Genomic DNA, 14,033 nt, shown 5'->3' on the forward strand with positions numbered 1-14,033 from the left:
AGGAAGACCTCGCGTGAGCAGTACCCCTCAGGGCAGCCGCCCGGTCGTCGCGATAGTCGACGCCTACTCCACCGCCAGCCATCTCGCACCGCTCTTCCACGCGCGGGGCTACGACTGCCTGCACGTGCAGAGCCTGGAGCAGCCGCCCGCCGTCTTCGGCGCGACCTTCCGGGCCGGTGACTTCCTCTCCACCGTGGTCCACCGCGGCGACACGGCCGAGACGCTGGCCGCCCTCGCCCCGTACGCCCCCGTCGCGCTGCTGCCCGGCGCGGAGATCGGTGTCGAGCTGGCCGACGTGCTCAGCGAGGCGCTGGGGCTGCGGACCAACGGCACCGCGCTCAGCAACGCCCGGCGGGACAAGTTCCACATGGTGGAGACCGTCAAGGCCGCCGGGGTGCCGGCCGCCGACCAGATCCTGGCCGGCGACCTGGACACCCTGCTGGACTGGTACGGCCCGGACGACCGGACCGTGGTCCTCAAGCCGGTCCGCAGCGCGCTGAACGACGGGGTCTCCTTCTGCGGGACGCGGGGCGAGGTACGGGCCGCCTTCGAGGCGCTCGTCGGCGCCGACAGCGCGCTCGGGCTGCGCAACGACGCCTTGGTCGCCCAGGAGTACCTGGTGGGGGCCGAGTACTACGTCAACACGGTGAGCCTGGACGGCAAGCACTACGTCTGCGACCTGTGGAAGACCCAGCACCTCGGGGTCAACGGGGTGCGCGACCTGCTCGGCGGTTCGTCGCTGATGGTCCCCCGGGGCCCCGAGCAGGACCTGCTGGCCCCGTACGCGTTCTCCGTGCTGGACGCGCTCGGCATCCGCAACGGCCCGGCCCACACCGAGGTGAAGCTGACCCCTCGGGGCCCCCGGCTGATCGAGACCGGCGCCCGGGTGTGCGGCGCCATGCTCCCGCTGCTGACCCGGGCGGCGACCGGCGAGAGCCAGCTGGAGTGGACGGTGCTTGCGTACACGGACCCGGAGGCCTTCGAGGCCCGCCGCCACACCGACTACGAGGTCGCCCGGCACGCGGTCTGCGTCAACATGGTCGCGCCGGAGGCGGGCAAGCTCGTCGACTTCCCGAAGCTGGCGGAGCTGCGCGCGCTGGAGAGCTTCCACGACGTCCTGTTGAAGGTGCGGCCCGGCGAGGAGATCTCCCGCACCGTCAACGACCTCACGTATCCGATGCTCGTGCACCTCCTGCACGAGGTGGAGGGCATCGTCACGCACGACTACATGACGGCGCGTCATCTGGACGGCGAGGGCTTCTACGATGTCGTCTAGCCGCCGCCTCGCCCTGGCCGCCGGCCCGCTGCTGGTGCTGGGCTACTGCGTCATCAACTCGACCAAGTCGGTGTTCGAGGGCGCCCTCGTCCAGAACCTCTCGCCGGAGTTCATCGCCTTCAACTCCTTCGTCGTGGCCCAGGCCTTCTACTTCTTCACCCTGCGCGACAAAGGACAGCTGAAGGACGTGATCAGACGCTGCCTGCCCGACGTGGTGATGCTCAACGTCTCCACCGCGGTGTGCTGGATCGCGGTGCTCTACGCGTTCACCGTCTTCGAACCGGCCATGGCCAACTCGGTGATCATCGGGCTGGGCCCGGCCGTCACCATCGTCCTCGGCTTCAAGCTCCGCCCCGGCACGAAGGCGCTCCCGCTGGAACTGGCCGCGGCCGGCGGGATGATCGTCGCCATGGCGTACCTGGTGGTCACGGCCTCCAGCGGCGATTCGGCCATCGGGGACGTGCCGACCGGCAAGCTGGTCTTCGGCATCGTGATGTGCGTGCTGACGACCATCTCGCTGTCGGGGGTGACGTACTACACGAAGCGCCTCGGCGACGCGGGGATGTCGGTGCGGCAGATGATGGCCTCCCGCTTCGTGGTCCTGATCGTCGCCACGTTCGTCATCCTGGTGGTGCGGGGCAGCTTCGGCGCGTACTCCCTGGGCAACGTCGGCGCGATCCTCGCGATCAGCCTCGTCGGTGTGATCATCTCGCTGTACCTGCTCCAGCAGGGCATCGTGCGGACCGAGCCGATCACGGTCTCGATGCTGTTCGGGACGAACCTGGTCATCACCTACATCGTCCAGTTCGTCGACCCGCGGCTGCACCAGTCGCAGGACACCCTCTACGGCGTCCTCGCGATCTCGCTTGCCATGTGCCTGGGCACCTGGGCCCGCTGGCGGGCGGGCAAGCGGGACGCCGACGAGCCCGGACAGGACGTGACGGCACAGGCGGAGGCCAAGGCATGACGGTCCTCGCCCACCTGAGCGATCCGCATCTGGACGGAACCGAGGAGAGCGCCGCGCGCGCCCACCGCGCGGTGGCCCACCTGGCGGGGCTGCCCGGCAGGGTGGACGCCGTGCTGATCACCGGCGACATCGTCGACCGGGGCACCGCCGAGGAGTACCACCAGGCCCGCGAGGTCCTCGCCCCGCTGTACGAGCGCCACGAGGTGCTGCTGTGCCCGGGCAACCACGACTCCCGCGCCCCGTACCGCGAGGTGCTGCTCGGCGGCGGTGGTGGTGGCAGTGGCAGTGGCGGTGGCGACGACGGCGGTGGCGGCACGGCCCCGGTCAACGAGGTACGGGACGTCGGCGGGGTCCGGGTGCTGATGTGCGACTCCTCGGTCCCCGGCCGGCCCGAGGGCCTGCTGGAGGCGGCGACGCTGAGCTGGCTGGACGACGCGCTCGCCGCCGCCCCCGACCGTCCGGCCTTCGTCGCCCTCCACCATCCGCCGGTGCCGCTCGGTCTCCCGTACATCGACCGCATCGGGCTGCGCGAGCCGGACGCCCTGGCGAAGGTCCTGGCCCGCCACGCACAGGTGGTCGCCGTGCTCTGCGGCCACGCCCACACGGCGGCGGCGACCTCCTTCGCGGGGCTCCCGCTGCTGTGCGCCCCGGGCATCGCCTCGACGGCGCTGCTGCCGTGGGAGCAGGGCCCGGACGCCTCCTGGAAGACCCATGGCGCCCCGCCCGCGCTGGCCTTCCACCTCTACGAGGAGGGCCGGCTCACGAGCCACGTCCGGGCGGTGTGAGCCCGGCGCCGGGTGCGGGCCCTCCGGCCGGACCCGCACCCGGCGCACCCCGGCCCGGCCGCCCGGCACCCCTGCCCGGGGTCGCCCCCGGGGCCGCCCGCTCCTCGCCTCGTACGGCAACGGCCCCACCTCTGGCGCGAATCGGCCCCCTTTCCCTATGCTGCGAGCTGTCCACCGCCGTCGCCCAACCCCCCGTCCGGCCCGGCCTTCGCACTGTGCCGTAAGGGGTCACCCATGCCTGTCCGCCGGATCACCGCCCTGCTCGCCATACCCGTCGCCGCACTGCTCCTGACCGCCTGCGGCAGTGACGACGTGCACGGCACGATCACGGAGAAGGAACACAAGGCCGCCAAGACGACGTGGTCGAACGAGCCGGTCACCAAGAGGCAGTGCACCACGACGAAGAAGAACGGCACGTCCAAGAAGTCGTGCAGCACGGTGAAGACCGGCACCAAGCGCGTCTCGCACCGCAAGCCGGAGTGCTGGCAGATCGAACTGGACGACGACGCGCACGAGCTGTGCATCTCCAAGAGCCGCTGGGACAAGGTCCGCGTCGGCGACCGGTGGTGAGGCGGCGGGGCCTCCCGCGACCACGGTGACGCAGGGCTCCCAGCAGGCGCCTGCGTACGCGTATGCCGGACGCGGTGCTGACAACACCGGCCGGAGTCTCACCTCAAGATCGAACGGACCCCGATCTCGTGGCTACCGAGAACCTTGGTGCCGCCCTGCGCACACCCCCAGCCTCGCGCCCGTACGCCCGAGCCCACACCGGCTACGGCAAGCGCACAGCCCCGGGCCAACGCCCGGCCCAGGCCGGTGACTTCGCACTGCTGCCCGAGCGGGAGCGGTATGTCGCCGGGTACGTGGACCGGCTCCCCGACGGTGGCGCCATGGACGTCAAGTCGCTGGCCAAAGCGCTGCCGCTGTACGGGCAGATGGCCGTCGGCAGCGCGCTGCGGGCCCTGGGAGTGGCCGGTCATCTGCGGCGGGTGCGGTGCCAGGTGATCGAGGACGGTCAGAGCCGCTGGGTCACCCGCACCTTCTGGACCCGCACGGCACGCGACAGCGAGTGGTGGGACGCCTTCCCCCGGAACGGCGACCCTCAGGTGTCCCCGTGCGCCGAACCCGCATCGCCCGCCGCTCCCCCACCGCCACGGGACGCCGACGCGGCCCCGGCTCCGGCTCCGGCCCCCGTCGCGCAGCCTTCGTCGCCCGTCGTGCCTGAGCAGCGGAGCGCCACCGAGGGCGGCCGCCCCGCCCCCTCACCCGCCTACCTCGCCCTCGCACGACTCGGCCGGGGCGAGCCCCGCCTCGCCCTCTCCGCCGCCGACTGCGCGGCGCTCGAAGAGCTGGCCTGCGCGTGGCTGGACCGGGGCGTGGACCCGGACTACCTCACCCAGGCCCTCACGGCCGGACTCCCGCCGCGGATCGGCACGCCCGTCGGCTTCGTACGGCGTCGGCTCACCGACAAGATCCCGCCCCGGCTACCGGCCGCGCCCACACCGCCCGCACCCGGCAGGTCAGTTCACCGCGTCATGATGGAGTGCACCGAATACGGTGTGCCCGGACCGCCCGAAGCCCTGCCCGACGGGCTCTGCCGCTCCTGCCGCACTCCTTCGCCGAGTACCACGCCAGCAGCCGGAGCCGGGCCCGCCGAGGCGCCCGCGGAACGGGACGTCCACGCGCTCGTCGGCAGCCTCCGCGACCTGATGAAGGCCCCCTGACCCGCCTACCGCGCATCGACCACGGGGCGTGGCACGCGGAACGCCGGGAGCGTCGAAGACCTCCCCTGCGGAGACGAGGCCGACGGACTCCGTGCGGCCGGTCAGGGCGTGTGCGGGTCACGACGACGACCGGCGCCACCGGAAAGCGGGCACGGTAATCTCCGGCCATGCCCGCGACCTCGGTGACGCGCTTCTACGACGAACTGGCCGACGACTACCACCTGATCTATACGGACTGGGACACGAGCATCCGTCGGCAGGGAGACTCGTTGGACGCCTTGATCGGCCAGGAGCGAGTGGCGGTCCTCGACTGTTCCTGCGGCATCGGCACCCAGGCCATCGGCCTGGCACTGCGCGGACACCGAGTCACCGGGACCGACCTCAGCCCCCGCGCCGCCGCCCGAGCTGCCCGCGAGGCCGCCCGCTGGAACCTGAGCCTGCGCACGGCCGCCGCCGACATGCGACGCCTCCCGTTCCCTGACGGCCGGTTCGACACCGTCGTCTGCGCCGACAACTCGCTGCCTCACCTGCTGACCGAGCATGATGTGCGCGCGGCCCTGACCGAGATGCGACGTGTGCTGCGTCCCGGCGGCCTGCTGCTGGTCAGCACACGCGACTACGACGACCTGCTGCGCGACCGCCCGGCCTCGACGCCTCCGCAGGTCCACGGGAACGTCGACTGCGCCGACGGCGAGGAGCGAACCGTCACCTTCCAGCTCTGGCACTGGCACGACGACGGCGAGCACTACGACCTGGAGCACTTCCAACTCCGCCCGGCGGACGGGGAATGGCGCGCCCAGGTCCGCCGTACCACGTACTGGGCACTCGGCCGGGACCGGATGGCATCCCTCGCGGCCGAGGCCGGGTTCGTCGATCCCGAGTGGCGGATGCCGCAGGAGACGGGCTTCTTCCAGCCGCTGCTCGTGGCCCGCGCCGGCGGGTAGGTGACTCCGCCTCCCGGCACGGGAGGCCGGACACCAGTCGGCCTCGGGACCTCCCACGCGTGATCGGGTGCACGCCTGTCCCCCTGCCCAGCGACCCTGACGGCGAGGCGAGGGCCCCGAAAACCTCTCGCACCCGCTCGCCCTGCCCGATACGGTCACCGGCGTGTTCCCGTGCGTTGAGCCCAGGAGCTCCGCCCACGGCCGTCCCCGCAGTCCCCCGCTGAAAGCAGGTCACGTCCATGGCATGTCGTATCAGTGAGCTCGTGCTCGGTTGCCGCGACCCCGAGGTGCTGGCTCGGTTCTGGTGCGAGGTCCTGGATTTCGTCGTGCTCGATCGCGAGGGGGACGACTGCTTCGAGATCGGCCCGCGCGAGGGGTTCGGCGGCCCGCAGCCGACGATCATCCTCAGCCGCAGGGACGAGCCGGAGCCGGGGAAGACCCGGCTGCACATCGACGTCAACGCCACCGACCGCGATCAGGACGCCGAGCTCGAACGCCTTCTGGAGCTCGGCGCGCGCCCGGCCGACATCGGCCAGACCGGCGAGGAGCAGTGGCACGTCCTGGCCGACCCCGAGGGCAACGAATTCTGCCTGCTCAAGGCCCGCCTCAACCCGCTCTGACGGGTTCTGAGCCCCGGCACGCCCTAGGACTTGTGTCAAAAGTCCCGCCTGTCCGGCGACGCCTGGCACGCACCCTCGCGGCGTTACCGGGATCACCCCGATACATCCAGTATCGGGGCGACCCTCCGCCTTGCGATCGCACGCACCAGACGCCGCCGGACCCGCCCTCCGGGCGGACGGCGCTACTTTCGCAACAAGCCCTAGCCGTTCTGCCCGTCCTCCGTCCCCTGCGCGCGCGAACGACGGCTTCGGAAGCGCTCCAGCACGGCTGTGCCGAGGAGCACGGCTCCGATGGCCACGACCTTGCTCGCCCCGTAGCCGCCCACCGGATCGTCCTCGGCGGACCCCAGGAACGCCCACAGCACACCGGCGACCCCGACGACGACGAGGAGAGCGGCCCCGACCGGACCGGTACCCCACCACCACGGCGCCTGGGGGTGTTCGTGGGACCGGTGGCGTTCGTCGTGTGCCAAGGCTGTTCTCCCATGCGTCAGGCGGGTACCGGCGCCGTCACGGGCCCGGGAACAGGAGAGACGCGTGGCGCGGACCATCTGGTTGCCTGTGGCGCGGCTCTGCCTTGCCGGCTGTCGCAGGCCCTCGAAAAGAGAGCGTCTCCCAGTCTTGGCACTCCTCCGTCGCGCCGTGCACCTCGGCCCAGGCGAGGACGGTGGCTTCACCGTGATTCGACTTCGCACCGGATACTCGGTTCATCCGGTCGACCAGTGCTTCCAGTTCGGTCAGGTCGTCGACGTGGACGATCTCCAGCCACTCTGTTCCGGCCAGTGGCAGACGGAAGTGGCTGATCTCGCTGACCACCGCCTGGGTCGTGACGTTTCTACGGGTACGGCCCTGATGGTTCCGGGCGATGTCGCCCAGAGTCTCGATATGCCCGCCTTGATGGCGTGAAGTAGAGGAGAGGTGTCCCAGACGAGGAGCGAACCCGGTAACCGCCTGGGGCTCATCGAACGTGTTCTGTTGACGACGGCGCTCCACGACATCCGGTACGAGGCCGAGAGGGCGATCATGGTCGTCCTGGGTGCCTATCCGTCTCGTTCGCCGTCCGACCAGACGCGCCGCACGTCGGCCTCGGGCAGCAGGAACTCCTCGACGAACCGGTCGATGAGCCGTTCCCCCTCGTCCCGGCCGGCCGCCACGCCGGCATCGCTGTGGTACTCGTCCTGCATCAAGTGGTGCCCGAGTTCGTGCGCGGCCGTCCAGCGGCGCCGCCCCGGCGTGACCTGACCGCTGATCACCGCCACCCCGTAACCCTTGAGCAGGAGTGAGGCGCCCTCGGCCGCCTCGTCGACCGCGGTCGGATACAGGCCGAAGCGCTCCAGGACATCGGCCGGCGCCCCCAGAGGGCCCGAAGGGCACCCCGCGACCTGCCGAGCCGCAGCCGCCAACGCGACCGGGTCGACGAGGTCCGGCGTGCGCCGCAGGCGGACATCGGATGCCGGGGGGACGAGGTAGCCGTGGCCGACCAGCCACTCGGCGTGGCGGGCGTGTTCCTCCAGGCGGGCGTCCAGTCGGTACCGCGCACGGGATGCCTCGTCCGCGCTTTCCTCCAACGTGCTTCGGCGATCCGCTCGCCCACGTCCGTCCAGCTCCGCGCGGCATGCATGTGTGTGCTTTTTGCACACCTCCCGCCCCGAAGGTGCCCCCGGCGCCGCCCCCCGCGCCCGGGATCCACGCGGAAAACAGGGCTCAGGGGAGCCGGAAACACCCCGTTGGCGCCCCGGAAAGGCCGTGTGCGGGGCGTGCCCGACCGGCCGGGAGGCAGTCGGCGCGCACCGTGCCCCGGGGCCTCCACCGCGCCCCCTGGAGAGCCACCCGCACCCCTCCTGACCTGGGCATACGCGAGCTCTGCGGCTAGAGTCCAGGCATCGGAAAGGGGGTTCCGGATGGACCGGAATGTGCGCTCGGTCGAGGATGTGCTGCGGCTCATGGACGGCCTGTTCGCGCCGGAGGCCGACCGGTGGACCAGCGGGGCGGGCGCATGGTGGGACGGGTTCTACGAGGACCGGTCGAGGCCGGTGCCGTTCTTCGTGGCGAAGCCGGACGAGAACCTCGTGTCCTACGTCCGACGGGGCCTGGTCGCCCCGGGCCGCGCCCTGGATCTCGGCTGCGGGCCGGGGCGCAACAGCCTGTATCTCGCCTCGCTCGGCTTCACGGTGGACGCCGTCGATCTGTCGCCGGGGGCCGTCGCGTGGGCCGAGGAGCGTGCCCGGGAGGCGGGGGCGGACATCCGCTTCCGGTGCGGCGACGCCTTCGCCGAGGGTGAGGGCGCGCCGGCCGGGCCGTACGACCTCGTCCACGACTCCGGCTGCTTCCACCACCTGCCGCCGCACCGGCGCGTCAGCTACCTCGCTCTCGTGGACCGCGTCCTCGCCCCCGGCGGGCACCTGGCCCTCAACTGTTTCGCCTCCGGCGCGATGGGGTCCGAGCTGCCCGACGCCGAGCTCTACGGCACAGCCGAGCTGCACGGCGGGCTCGCCTACACGCCTAAGTCCCTGCGCCGCATCTTCGCGGGGCTGGAGGAGGTGGAGCTGCGCCGGATGCGGGACGAGCCGGCCGACTCCCCGTGGTTCGGTGAGGAGTTCCTGTGGTCGGCGCTGTTCCGGCGGCCGGACCGGCCCTGAGTCGCGGGGCGGGACGCGTTCGGTCGAGACCTCGGTGGCCTCCACCTCGGCCAGGTGCTCCGGGACGTCCTACACGCTCGGCTTCACCACGTCGTCGAAGGTGACGGTGGTGCCGAAGGTCGGGTACGCCCTGAGTGGGTCGGGCCAGGGGCCGCGCGGAACCGTCGGCGTGACGGGCGACCGGCCCCACCGGCACCTCGGCCGCATCTGGGGCGGCCCGCCGCGTCTTCGACGCTCCGGACGCCTGAACGACCGGACCGGCACGGCAGGTCCCGGAAAGCCGAATGGGGCCCGGCCATAAGGCCGGACCCCCCTCGCTTTCCCCCTCCGCCGGGTCTTCCCGTTCCCCCCGGACCCCTCCCCGGAAGCCCCGACGCCGAATACGACCGGGGAGGGTACGGAAAGGTTGCACGCCTTTACGTTCTCTTTACCAACGGGGTGGTGAAGGCCCCTCAGCAGGCGTGTTCGAGGTAGCGGGCGGCGACTTCGGCGACCACCTCGGCACCGTCACGCGCCCACAGGTCCTCGTTGAAGATCTCGACCTCGATCGGACCGTCGAACCCGGTCGCCTCGACGTGCCGCCGAAGGGAGCGGAAGTCCACGCTTCCGTCGCCCAGTTGCCCCCGGCCCACGAGCACGCCCGCCGGGAGCGGGGTGATCCAGTCCGCCAGCTGGAAGGAGTGGATCCGGCCACCCGCGCCCGCCCGTGCGATCTGCGCGGGCACCTGGTCGTCCCACCAGATGTGGTACGCGTCCACGACCACGCCGACCTGCTCGGCCGGGAAGCGCTCCGCGAGGTCCAGGGCCTGGGACAGGGTGGAGACCACGCAGCGGTCCGACGCGAACATCGGGTGCAGCGGCTCGATCGCGAGCCGTACACCCCGTTCCCCCGCGTACGGGGCGAGTTCGGCGAGGGCGTCTGCGATGCGCTCGCGGGCGCCGTGCAGGTCCTTGTCGCCGGGCGGGAGCCCGCCGGAGACCAGGACCAGGGTGTCGGTGCCCACGCCCGCCGCCTCGTCGACCGCCGCCCGGTTGTCCTCCAGGGCGCGGGCCCGCTCGGCAGGGCCGGTCGCGGTGAGGAAGCCGCCCCGGCAGAGGCTCGTGACGGTGAGCCCGGCGTCCTTCATCAGCTTGCCGGCGCGCTCGATCCCGTACTCCCGCACGGGGGCGCGCCACAGGCCGACCTGGCCGACGCCCGCCTTGGCGCAGCTCTCGGCGAGTTCGGGCAGGGAGAGCTGCCTGACGGTCTCCTGGTTGACCGACAGACGGGAGAGTTCGGGGCTCATCGGGTGCCTCCATGGACGGACAGCAGCGCGCGCATCCGGGCCTCGGCCAGCTCGGGGTCGGGGAACAGGCCGAGCCGGTCGGCCAGTTCGTACGCCTTGGCCAGGTGGGGCAGCGGGCGGGCGGACTGGAGGCCGCCGACCATCGTGAAGTGGTCCTGGTGGCCCGCCAGCCAGGCGAGGAGGACCACGCCCGTCTTGTAGTAGCGGGTCGGCGCCCGGAAGAGGTGCCGGGACAGCTCGACCGTGGGGTCGAGCAGGGCGCGGAAGCCCTCGGTGTCCCCGGTGTCCAGGACGCGTACGGCGTGGGCGGCCAGCGGGCCCAGCGGGTCGAAGATGCCCAGCAGGGCGTGGCTGAAGCCCCGGTCGTCGCCGGCGATCAGCTCGGGGTAGTTGAAGTCGTCGCCGGTGTAGCAGCGGACCCCGCTCGGGAGGCGGCGGCGGACATCGATCTCGCGGGCGGCGTCCAGGAGCGACATCTTGATGCCGTCGACCTTGTCCGGGTGTTCCGCGATGACCTCGAGGAAGGTGTCGGTGGCGGCGTCCAGGTCGGCGGAGCCCCAGTAGCCCTCCAGCGCGGGGTCGAACATCGGCCCGAGCCAGTGCAGGACGACGGGTTCGGTGGCCTGGCGCAGGAGGTGGGCGTAGGTCTCCAGGTAGTCCTCGGGGCCGTCGGCCGCGGCGGCCAGCGCGCGGGAGGCCATCAGGATGGCCTGGGCGCCGCTCTCCTCGACGACGGCGAGCTGCTCCTCGTAGGCCGCGCGCACCTCGGCGAGCGTCGCGGGGCCGGTGAGCTGGTCGGTGCCGACGCCGCAGGCGATCCGGCCGCCGACCGCCTTCGCCTCGGCGGCGGAGCGGCGGATCAGCTCGGCGGCACCGGCCCAGTCCAGGCCCATGCCGCGCTGCGCGGTGTCCATGGCCTCGGCGACGCCCAGCCCGTGCGACCAGAGGTGGCGGCGGAAGGCGAGGGTGGCGTCCCAGTCGACGGCGGCCGGGTCGTCGGGTCCGGCGTCGGCGTACGGGTCGGCGACGACGTGGGCGGCCGAGAAGACGGTGCGGGAGGCGAGCGCGGCACCGTTCGGGGCGAGGTCGAGCGGGGTGGTGCGCGGCTCGTACGGGCCCTGCGGGAGGTGGATGGTCATGGGGTCGGCTCCGTCGCTCCGGGGGTGGTCCGGCCGGTCACAGGGACAGCTCCGGGACGTCGAAGCGGCGGCCCTCGGCGGCGGACCTCAGGCCGAGCTCGGCGAGCTGGACACCACGGGCGCCCGCCATCAGGTCCCAGGTGTAGGGCTCGTCGAGGACGACGTGGCGCAGGAACAGCTCCCACTGGGCCTTGAAGCCGTTGTCGAAGACGGCGTTGTCGGGGACCTCCTGCCACTGGTCGCGGAAGGACTCGGTGACCGGCAGATCGGGGTTCCAGACCGGCTTGGGGGTGGCGGAGCGGTGCTGGACCCGGCAGTTGCGCAGGCCCGCGACGGCGGAGCCGTGGGTGCCGTCGACCTGGAACTCGACGAGCTCGTCGCGGTTGACGCGGACCGCCCAGGAGGAGTTGATCTGGGCGACGGCGCCGCCGGCCAGCTGGAAGGTGCCGTAGGCGGCGTCGTCGGCGGTGGCGGCGTAGGGCTTGCCGTGCTCGTCCCAGCGCTGCGGGATGTGCGTCCGGACGTGCGCCGAGACGGTGGTGACCTTGCCGAACAGCTCGTGCAGGACGTACTCCCAGTGCGGGAACATGTCGACGACGATGCCGCCGCCGTCCTCCGCGCGGTAGTTCCAGGACGGCCGCTGGGCCTCCTGCCAGTCGCCCTCGAAGACCCAGTAGCCGAACTCGCCGCGTACGGAGAGGATCTCGCCGAAGAAGCCGCCGTCGATGAGGCGCTTCAGCTTCAGCAGGCCCGGCAGGAAGATCTTGTCCTGGACGACGCCGTGCTTGATCCCGGCGTCGCGGGCCAGCCGGGCCAGTTCGAGGGCGCCCTCGACGTCGGTGGCGGTGGGCTTCTCGGTGTAGACGTGCTTGCCGGCCGCGATCGCCTTCTTGATCGCCTCGACGCGGGCCGAGGTGACCTGGGCGTCGAAGTAGATGTCGATCGACTCGTCGGCGAGGACCGCGTCCAGGTCGGTGGACCACTCGGTCAGGCCGTGCTGCTCGGCGAGGGCCCGGAGCGCGTGCGCACGGCGGCCGACGAGCACGGGCTCCGGCCACAGCACCTCGCCGTCACCGAGGTCGAGGCCGCCCTGCTCCCTGATCGCGAGGATCGAGCGCACCAGGTGCTGCCGGTATCCCATGCGTCCCGTGACGCCGTTCATGGCGATGCGCACTGTCCTGCGTGTCACGAAAGTTCCCTCCATACAGCGGTAGCAAGCGCTTTCTATGCGGTATGACGCTAGCCTGCGACAGCGACCCGGACAAGAGGGGCCGCTCCACGACTCCCCCGGAGGAGAGCGATGACAGTCACGCTTGCGGACGTGGCGGCCCGCGCCCGGGTCTCCCCGGCCACCGTGTCCCGCGTACTGAACGGCAACTACCCGGTGGCCACGTCCACCCGGGACCGGGTGCTGCGCGCGGTGGACGAGCTGGACTACGTACTCAACGGTCCGGCCAGCTCGTTGGCGGCCGCGACGTCCGACCTGGTCGGGATCCTGGTCAACGACATCGCCGACCCGTTCTTCGGGATCATGGCGGGCGCGGCGCAGAGCCAGATCGGCGGGCCGGGCGACGGATCGGGCCGCGCGGGCGGCGAGAAGCTGGCCGTCGTCTGCAACACCGGCGGCTCCCCGGAGCGTGAACTGACCTATCTCACCCTGCTCCAGCGCCAGCGTGCCGCCGCGGTGGTCCTCACCGGCGGCGCGCTGGAGGACCCCTCCCACCAGGCGGCCATGGCCGTGAAGCTGGCGAAGCTCGCGGACGCGGGCACCCGGATCGTCTTCTGCGGGCGGCCCCCGCTGCCCGACTCGGACGCCGTCACCGCCTCACTGGCCTTCGACAACCGGGGCGGCGCCCGCCGGCTCACGGAACACCTGCTGGAACTGGGCCACCGGCACATCGGCTACGTCGCGGGCCCGCTGGAACGCACCACGACCCGGCACCGTCTGGAAGGCCACCGCGAGGCGATGAAGGCGGCGGGGCTGCACGGCGACGAGGAGAGCCTCACCGTCCACGGCCCCTACGACCGGCGCTCCGGATACGACGCCACGCGCGAACTCCTGGCCCGCGAGGGCGAGGTGACGGCGGTGGTCGCCGCGAACGACACGGTGGCCCTGGGAGCCTGCGCGGCGGTCCGGGACCACGGACTCCGTATCCCCGAGGACGTCTCGGTGGCGGGCTTCGACGACCTGCCGTTCTCGGTGGACGCGATGCCGGCCCTGACGACCGTACGGCTGCCGCTGGCGGAGGCGGGGGCGCGGGCGGGCCGGCTGGCGGTGGGCAAGGAGAAGGCGCCGGCCGGGGGCATCGCGACGATCGACGCGGAGCTGATGGCACGCGGGTCGACGGCGGCCCCGCGGGGCTGACGGGACGGGCGGAGAAGCGTGGCGGCTGCCCCGATCGGGCCAGGCGCCCGGCCTGCCGGGGCATCGAGGGCGTACCGCCCGGTCAGGGCGTGGACCGCATCCCGATCCTCGTGTCCCCCTGCCCGGCACTGTAGGCGCGGCGGCACCCTCGGCGCCGCCGCACCGCCCTGCGGCCCGCGACCGACCTTCGTCGCGGGCCGCAGCGACGAAGGCCCACCACGGTGACCGGCCGGCGGGGCCGAGGCGTGTCGACCGCCCGGTACCACCCGGCACGTCGCGGACTCCTCG

Annotated in this window: 15 protein-coding genes; 9 read left to right on the forward strand and 6 right to left on the reverse strand. The window is 72.3% G+C overall.

From position 1 onward, the window contains the following. Positions 1-13 precede the first annotated feature (13 nt). From SACTE_RS10855 to SACTE_RS10885, 7 genes are all read left to right on the forward strand, one after another. Positions 14-1,276 (forward strand): ATP-grasp domain-containing protein, encoded by a 1,263-nt coding sequence (locus SACTE_RS10855; RefSeq protein ID WP_014046080.1) that lies wholly within the window; start codon positions 14-16, stop codon positions 1,274-1,276. Then, the gene (locus tag SACTE_RS10860) at positions 1,266-2,243 is read left to right on the forward strand and encodes a DMT family transporter (RefSeq protein ID WP_014046081.1); all 978 of its coding nucleotides are present in this window, start codon (positions 1,266-1,268) and stop codon (positions 2,241-2,243) included. Before SACTE_RS10855 ends, SACTE_RS10860 begins: the two co-directional genes overlap by 11 nt. After that, the gene (locus SACTE_RS10865; RefSeq protein ID WP_014046082.1) at positions 2,240-3,028 is read left to right on the forward strand and encodes a phosphodiesterase; all 789 of its coding nucleotides are present in this window, start codon (positions 2,240-2,242) and stop codon (positions 3,026-3,028) included. The genes SACTE_RS10860 and SACTE_RS10865 overlap by 4 nt, the downstream gene beginning before the upstream one ends. A gap of 234 nt (positions 3,029-3,262) precedes the next feature. Then, the gene (locus SACTE_RS10870) at positions 3,263-3,598 is read left to right on the forward strand and encodes a hypothetical protein (RefSeq protein ID WP_014046083.1); all 336 of its coding nucleotides are present in this window, start codon (positions 3,263-3,265) and stop codon (positions 3,596-3,598) included. 128 nt (positions 3,599-3,726) lie between these two features. Further along, positions 3,727-4,752 (forward strand): hypothetical protein, encoded by a 1,026-nt coding sequence (locus tag SACTE_RS10875; protein WP_014046084.1) that lies wholly within the window; start codon positions 3,727-3,729, stop codon positions 4,750-4,752. A gap of 167 nt (positions 4,753-4,919) precedes the next feature. Further along, on the forward strand, positions 4,920-5,696 hold the full coding sequence (locus tag SACTE_RS10880) for a class I SAM-dependent methyltransferase (protein ID WP_014046085.1): 777 nt from the start codon (positions 4,920-4,922) through the stop codon (positions 5,694-5,696). Positions 5,697-5,935: 239 nt separating this feature from the next. Beyond that, the gene (locus SACTE_RS10885) at positions 5,936-6,316 is read left to right on the forward strand and encodes a VOC family protein (RefSeq protein WP_014046086.1); all 381 of its coding nucleotides are present in this window, start codon (positions 5,936-5,938) and stop codon (positions 6,314-6,316) included. Between the two features lie 200 nt (positions 6,317-6,516). Here SACTE_RS10885 and SACTE_RS10890 read toward each other — a convergent pair whose 3' ends face one another. The 3 genes from SACTE_RS10890 to SACTE_RS10900 form a co-directional block, all read right to left on the reverse strand. After that, positions 6,517-6,789, reverse strand: coding sequence for a hypothetical protein (locus SACTE_RS10890; protein WP_014046087.1), 273 nt, complete (start codon positions 6,787-6,789; stop codon positions 6,517-6,519). Positions 6,790-6,826: 37 nt separating this feature from the next. After that, positions 6,827-7,132, reverse strand: a complete 306-nt coding sequence (locus SACTE_RS34245) for a hypothetical protein (protein WP_014046088.1) — start codon at positions 7,130-7,132, stop codon at positions 6,827-6,829. Positions 7,133-7,356: 224 nt separating this feature from the next. After that, on the reverse strand, positions 7,357-7,884 hold the full coding sequence (locus tag SACTE_RS10900; RefSeq protein ID WP_014046089.1) for an ImmA/IrrE family metallo-endopeptidase: 528 nt from the start codon (positions 7,882-7,884) through the stop codon (positions 7,357-7,359). Positions 7,885-8,217: 333 nt separating this feature from the next. Here SACTE_RS10900 and SACTE_RS10905 point away from each other — a divergent pair, with 333 nt between their 5' ends. Then, on the forward strand, positions 8,218-8,955 hold the full coding sequence (locus SACTE_RS10905; protein ID WP_014046090.1) for a class I SAM-dependent methyltransferase: 738 nt from the start codon (positions 8,218-8,220) through the stop codon (positions 8,953-8,955). Positions 8,956-9,407: 452 nt separating this feature from the next. Here the strand turns inward: SACTE_RS10905 and SACTE_RS10910 are convergent, their stop codons facing one another. The 3 genes from SACTE_RS10910 to SACTE_RS10920 are packed head-to-tail and all read right to left on the reverse strand — an operon-like array spanning position 9,408 to position 12,569. After that, entirely contained in the window at positions 9,408-10,241 is an 834-nt protein-coding gene (locus tag SACTE_RS10910) for a sugar phosphate isomerase/epimerase family protein (protein WP_014046091.1), read from the reverse strand. Beyond that, the gene (locus SACTE_RS10915) at positions 10,238-11,380 is read right to left on the reverse strand and encodes a dihydrodipicolinate synthase family protein (protein ID WP_014046092.1); all 1,143 of its coding nucleotides are present in this window, start codon (positions 11,378-11,380) and stop codon (positions 10,238-10,240) included. Before SACTE_RS10915 ends, SACTE_RS10910 begins: the two co-directional genes overlap by 4 nt. Positions 11,381-11,417: 37 nt before the next feature. Next, positions 11,418-12,569 carry a Gfo/Idh/MocA family oxidoreductase gene (locus tag SACTE_RS10920; RefSeq protein WP_014046093.1) on the reverse strand — a complete coding sequence of 384 codons (1,152 nt, stop codon included), beginning with the start codon at positions 12,567-12,569 and terminating at the stop codon, positions 11,418-11,420. Positions 12,570-12,680: 111 nt separating this feature from the next. Between SACTE_RS10920 and SACTE_RS10925 the strand changes: the two genes are divergently transcribed. After that, positions 12,681-13,745, forward strand: coding sequence for a LacI family DNA-binding transcriptional regulator (locus SACTE_RS10925; protein WP_014046094.1), 1,065 nt, complete (start codon positions 12,681-12,683; stop codon positions 13,743-13,745). Positions 13,746-14,033: the final 288 nt, after the last annotated feature.

It is taken from the genome of Streptomyces sp. SirexAA-E (assembly GCF_000177195.2).
GTDB classification, from domain to species: Bacteria; Actinomycetota; Actinomycetes; order Streptomycetales; family Streptomycetaceae; genus Streptomyces; species Streptomyces flavovirens.

Bases quoted from the DNA above. Each gene is read 5' to 3' on its own strand.
- SACTE_RS10910 (WP_014046091.1), bottom strand. From the start codon at position 10,241: ATGAGCCCCGAACTCTCCCGTCTGTCGGTCAACCAGGAGACCGTCAGG.
- SACTE_RS10885 (WP_014046086.1), top strand. From the start codon at position 5,936: ATGGCATGTCGTATCAGTGAGCTCGTGCTCGGTTGCCGCGACCCCGAG.
- SACTE_RS10870 (WP_014046083.1), top strand. From the start codon at position 3,263: ATGCCTGTCCGCCGGATCACCGCCCTGCTCGCCATACCCGTCGCCGCA.
- SACTE_RS10915 (WP_014046092.1), bottom strand. From the start codon at position 11,380: ATGACCATCCACCTCCCGCAGGGCCCGTACGAGCCGCGCACCACCCCG.
- SACTE_RS10925 (WP_014046094.1), top strand. From the start codon at position 12,681: ATGACAGTCACGCTTGCGGACGTGGCGGCCCGCGCCCGGGTCTCCCCG.
- SACTE_RS10860 (WP_014046081.1), top strand. From the start codon at position 1,266: ATGTCGTCTAGCCGCCGCCTCGCCCTGGCCGCCGGCCCGCTGCTGGTG.
- SACTE_RS10905 (WP_014046090.1), top strand. From the start codon at position 8,218: ATGGACCGGAATGTGCGCTCGGTCGAGGATGTGCTGCGGCTCATGGAC.
- SACTE_RS10865 (WP_014046082.1), top strand. From the start codon at position 2,240: ATGACGGTCCTCGCCCACCTGAGCGATCCGCATCTGGACGGAACCGAG.
- SACTE_RS10880 (WP_014046085.1), top strand. From the start codon at position 4,920: ATGCCCGCGACCTCGGTGACGCGCTTCTACGACGAACTGGCCGACGAC.